The 5,106-nt window shown below is 31.5% G+C and carries 4 protein-coding genes, 1 tRNA gene and 1 riboswitch; of the genes, 3 read left to right on the top strand and 2 right to left on the bottom strand.

Annotated features, from left to right (window positions below; genetic code table 11):
- Nucleotides 1-7 precede the first annotated feature (7 nt).
- A riboswitch (SAM riboswitch) is annotated at nucleotides 8-103 on the top strand.
- Nucleotides 104-149: 46 nt separating this feature from the next.
- Nucleotides 150-1,328 (top strand): methionine adenosyltransferase, encoded by a 1,179-nt coding sequence (gene metK, locus KHW44_RS06260; RefSeq protein WP_304067305.1) that lies wholly within the window; start codon nucleotides 150-152, stop codon nucleotides 1,326-1,328.
- Between the two features lie 111 nt (nucleotides 1,329-1,439).
- Here the strand turns inward: metK and KHW44_RS06265 are convergent.
- Nucleotides 1,440-1,536, bottom strand: a tRNA-Sec gene (locus tag KHW44_RS06265).
- A 117-nt stretch (nucleotides 1,537-1,653) separates the two neighbouring features.
- The gene (gene selB / locus KHW44_RS06270) at nucleotides 1,654-3,531 is read right to left on the bottom strand and encodes a selenocysteine-specific translation elongation factor (protein WP_304067308.1); all 1,878 of its coding nucleotides are present in this window, start codon (nucleotides 3,529-3,531) and stop codon (nucleotides 1,654-1,656) included.
- A 367-nt stretch (nucleotides 3,532-3,898) separates the two neighbouring features.
- Between selB and KHW44_RS06275 the strand changes: the two genes are divergently transcribed.
- Nucleotides 3,899-4,384 (top strand): NAD(P)H-dependent oxidoreductase subunit E, encoded by a 486-nt coding sequence (locus tag KHW44_RS06275; RefSeq protein ID WP_294685046.1) that lies wholly within the window; start codon nucleotides 3,899-3,901, stop codon nucleotides 4,382-4,384.
- Between the two features lie 14 nt (nucleotides 4,385-4,398).
- Nucleotides 4,399-5,106 (top strand): NAD(P)H-dependent oxidoreductase subunit E (locus tag KHW44_RS06280; RefSeq protein WP_304067313.1); only part of this gene is annotated, 708 nt, incomplete at its 3' end.

The following is a 5,106-nucleotide window of genomic DNA, read 5'->3' on the forward strand; positions in this document are numbered from 1 at the left end:
GATAATTATCTTATTAAGAGTAGTGGAGGGAATGGGCCCTATGAAACTCAGCAACCTATTAAATTAGGTGCTAAATCCCACAGGAAATCCTGAAAGATAAGTTTACACATCCTTACCTTTTCAGGTGAGGATTTTTTTATGGAGGTACTATGAAAAACATATTTTTAACATCTGAATCAGTTACTGAAGGTCATCCTGATAAAGTCTGTGACCAAATTTCTGATGCAATATTAGATGCTATTATTAAAGAAGACAAGGATGCAAGGGTTGCTTGTGAAACTTGTTCAACAACAGGACTTGTTATGGTAATGGGAGAAATAACTACAACAAGTTACGTAGACATCAGATCAATAGTTAGAAAAACTTTGGCTGAAATTGGATATGATAATGCAGATTATGGTATTGATGCAAGAACTTGCGCAATCATCACTTCATTGGAGGAACAATCTACAGATATCGCACAAGGCGTTGATGAATCTGAAGAATACAAGGGCAACAAATCAGACGAATACGATAGATACGGTGCAGGAGACCAAGGAATGGTATTTGGTTATGCAACTAATGAAACAGAATCAGGATTGCCATTGCCATTGGAATTATCACACAAATTAGCTAGAAGACTTGCTACTGTAAGAAAAGAAAAAATCTTGAATTATTTGAGACCAGATGGCAAAACACAAGTAACTGTTGAATACGAAAACGACGCTCCAAAAAGAATTGAAGCTATAGTAGTTTCAACACAACACGATCCAGATGTTGATTACGAACAATTAAAAGAAGACATCAAAAGAGAAGTTATCTTGAAAATCGTAGATGAATCTATGATTGATGAAAACACAAAATTCTTCATCAACCCAACAGGAAAATTCGTAATTGGTGGACCAATGGGAGATGCTGGACTTACAGGAAGAAAAATAATAGTAGACACTTACGGTGGATTCTGTAATCACGGAGGTGGAGCATTCAGTGGAAAAGACCCTACAAAAACAGATAGATCAGCAGCATATTTTGCAAGATATATCGCAAAAAATGTCGTAGCAGCAGGACTTTGCGACAAATGTGAAGTAGGTTTCTCTTATGCAATCGGAGTTGCAAAACCTATCAGTATGTTTATTAACACATTTGGAACAAATAAAATCGAAGAAGAAAAAATTATTCAAGCAATAAATGAAAACTTTGATGCAAGACCAAAAGCAATCATCGACAAATTGGATTTACAAAGACCAATTTATAGAGATATTGCAAGCTACGGACATTTCGGACGTAATGATTTGGATTTATCATGGGAAAAATGTGATAAAGCAGAAGCTTTGAAGAAATATCTATAAAACAAAAAATCAGTGAATGTTAAAATATTTCAACACTCACTGATTTTTTTTAGTACTTTTTTAGTACTCCAAAAAAAATAGATAGCTAAATTTAGCTATCTAGAGTATGTATGGCGGGAAATGGTAGGAATCGAACCTACCCGGGCAGCTCCTAACTACCTGAGACGGTTTTGAAGACCGCAGGGCACACCAGCACCCATCAATTCCCAAATACCTTAATATTATACCAAAACTACAAGTAATTTACAAATTATTTTACATTCAATTCACAAAACTGTAATAAATATAATAGATTAGGGCAATGCATAAGCAAAGCCCAATTCTATTATTTAAAATCTTTTACTTTAACTCTGTCATTTTCAATTCTCTTAGTATAGCCTTTAATGTCCAATGTTTCTAGAAGGGTGATTGCACTTTTTCTTGACATATTAAGCATATCTTTGAGTTCTTTTACATTCAAAGTTTTGTTCTTATCAAAGTGATCATCGACAGTTTTAATAAATTTGTCGTAGCATTTTTTAGAAATCAAGAAGTTATCTCTTAAAATTACGACATCTTTTTGCAATAAAATTCCCAAAATAGTCTTGTCCTTTTGGTTGTGAACAACATTGTCTATCTTCAATAATTTGTCGAATTGGTTTTGGCAAATATCTTGAAGCATTTTCTTTCTGATTTTTTCATCTTCATCACTTAACTGAACTTTGTGACATTTAGATGATATTATACCACTTTCTTCCATCAAAACTTCTTGGTCGATTAAATCTTTAATCATGTAATTGAAGAAAGGTCTATCGTCATCAAGTTGCAATTTTTTAAGAAGTTCTTCTTTGTTAATTCCAGGTAACAAAGGATTTGTTTTGTGGAATGATATCACAAACATTTTTAATTTACCTAATAATTTTAAATAAGCTTCTTTTTCTAATACTTTATCATTTCTAATTACAACTTTATCTTCTTGTTTTAGTTCATCCAACTCTTTTAAAACTTTGTCCTTTGATTCAGAAGAATAGAACACCAAGTCATCTATTTTAGTAGGGAAAGTTTCATCTTTTAGATAATTTAGGATGATATCTTTGATTTTACCTTCTTCTTTGATTTTAAGATTTTCAATGATTTCTTCATCAAATAACTTATGTTTTCTTACAGAACCATCTATTATAATACCGCCACCGATTGTAACTTGTGGTGAGAATTGTCTTAAAATAAATGGATCAGATGTTTTTGCATAGATTTTTTCTTCAAGTCTTATTTGTACCAAAGCTTGAGAACCTGGTTGTATTACTTGCTTATCAAGAGGAACAACTCTTCCGAAAATTTCTTTTGTTCCATGGAATAATCTAACTCTGTCCCAATGGTTAAGAGGAGAGGCGCTTTCAAGTAGCGTAAGTCTAACATCTATCATATTGAAAGCTTTTAGTGAGTTTTTCTTGGCAATAACATATCCTCTGTCGATTTCATCCAAATTTAGATTGATATTCAAAGCAACTCTTTGGGATGGGTGAGCGACATTTACATTTTTATTGTGAACTTGAATGTTTTTAATATTAATATCTTTTTCAATAGGATATATAAAAGATTCTCCCTTGTGAATATCTCCATCAAGAAGTGTTCCAGTAACAACTGTTCCAATTCCTTTGACATTGAATTTTCTGTCGATATTCATTCTGTAATCTCTTTCAGCGTGTTTTTGCTTTAATTTCTTAGATTCAGAATCTATCATTTGAATTAAATTATCTATTCCTCTTTTTGAAACAGAATCCACTTCGCAAACAGGACAGTTTTCAAGGAAAGTTCCTTTAACTAATTCTTTTACTTGTTCGGTTGTCTTTTGTGTTTCTTCATCAGTCGCCAAGTCTCTTTTTGTCAAGACAACAATACCTTCAGTTTTATTTAAAAATCTAAGTATATCCAAATGTTCAACAGTTTGTGGCATTACACCTTCTTTACAGTCGATACATAAAAGAATCATGTCCATTCCAAAAGTACCAGTCATCATATTTTTTACAAACTTTTCATGACCTGGCACGTCTATTATTCCAGCTCTTTGACCACTTGGAAGATCAAAATAGCTAAAACCTAAATCGATAGAAATTCCTCTCTTTTTTTCTTCCGGTAGTCTATCAGTACTATTTCCGGTTAAAGCTTTTATTAATGTAGTTTTTCCATGATCGATATGGCCAGATGTACCTATAATAAAATCCATATAACCTCCAATTAATTTACTAACGTATATTATATCATATTTCGTTATTTTTTATAAAACATAAGGAAATTATTTTCATAAGTTTTTTGACAAACGTATTGGTTTAAAACGGTAAAGTAAATATAAAATACTTTTGTCAATTACTTTATCATTATATTAAAGTTGATTAACCAAAAGATACATTTATAAGAATATATATACATAAATAATGCGATATTATGCTAGTTAATAAAGTGATAATGAATATTAATAAGGATTTTAAACAAAATACTAATTTACTTTAGGAAATATAAGTGGTATAATAAAAAATATAAATAAGAAAATAATCTTAATAACTGAAGGAAAACAATTTTTTAGGAGGATTTTAATGAGTTTTACATTTGACTTAAAAGAACATGCTTCTCAAGTCGAAGAATTTAGAGAATTTGTGAGAAGCAAAAAGGACATTAAGGGTCCATTGATGCCGGTATTACAACGTGCACAAGATGAATTTGGGTATTTACCAAAGGAAATTATCACTATGATTTCTAAAATATTGGACATTCCTTTGTCAGAAATTTACGGTGTTATTACTTTTTACGCACAATTTTCTTTGATTCCAAAAGGAAAGTACGATATTCAAGTTTGCGAAGGAACTGCTTGTTATGTAAAAGGAGCTCAAAGAGTTTCTGAAAAACTACAAGAGATTTTGAAAATTCCAGCAGGAAGCACTACTGAAGACCAAAAATTTTCCATTACTGCATGTAGATGTGTTGGATTATGTGCATTAGCTCCGGTTATTGTAATTAATGGAGATGTGTATGGTAAGGTAGCTGTTAACGAATTAGAATCTATTGTTAGTAAATATAATTAATTTAGGGGTTTATTATGGATATTCAAAAACTTAATGAGATAAGAGATGAGTTTGCAAAAAACATTAAAATGCGTGAACTCGTAAAGGATAAAATTTATGTTGAACATACAAATCCAAAGGAAAAACAAATTGTTGTGTGTGGTGGAGCTGGTTGTGAAGCTACAGGAGCAAAATCTTTGATTGATGAGTTCAATAAATATATAGAAGAAGAAAATATTGATAATGTTGCGGTTGTTCCAGTTGGATGTATTGGACTTTGTGAAACTGGTCCTAACGTTGTTGTGTATCCTGAAGGAATATTCTACACAAGAGTTAAGTTATCTGATGTTAAAAGCATTGTAGACAAATCAATCGTTAATGATGAGGTTGATGAAGATGTAGTGTACGAAAATGCAAAACAAGATGACAAAATTTTGAAATACAATTCGGTTGATTTCTACGACAAACAATTTAAGATTGCATTGAGAAATGTAGAAAAAATTCAATTAGAATCTTTGAATGAATATATTGGCGCAGATGGTTATCAAGCATTACATAAAGCCATTTTTGATTTAGACCCAAAATACATAATTGAAGAAATGAAAAAATCAGGATTAAGAGGTCGTGGTGGAGCAGGTTTCCCAACAGGTAGAAAATGGGAATCAGCATTTAAAGTAGAAAACAGTCAAAAATATGTTATTTGTAATGCTGATGAAGGAGACCCTGGTGCTTTCATGGACAGA

This window comes from Finegoldia magna, assembly GCF_018371055.1.
Classification (GTDB): Bacteria; Bacillota; Clostridia; order Tissierellales; family Peptoniphilaceae; genus Finegoldia; species Finegoldia magna_I.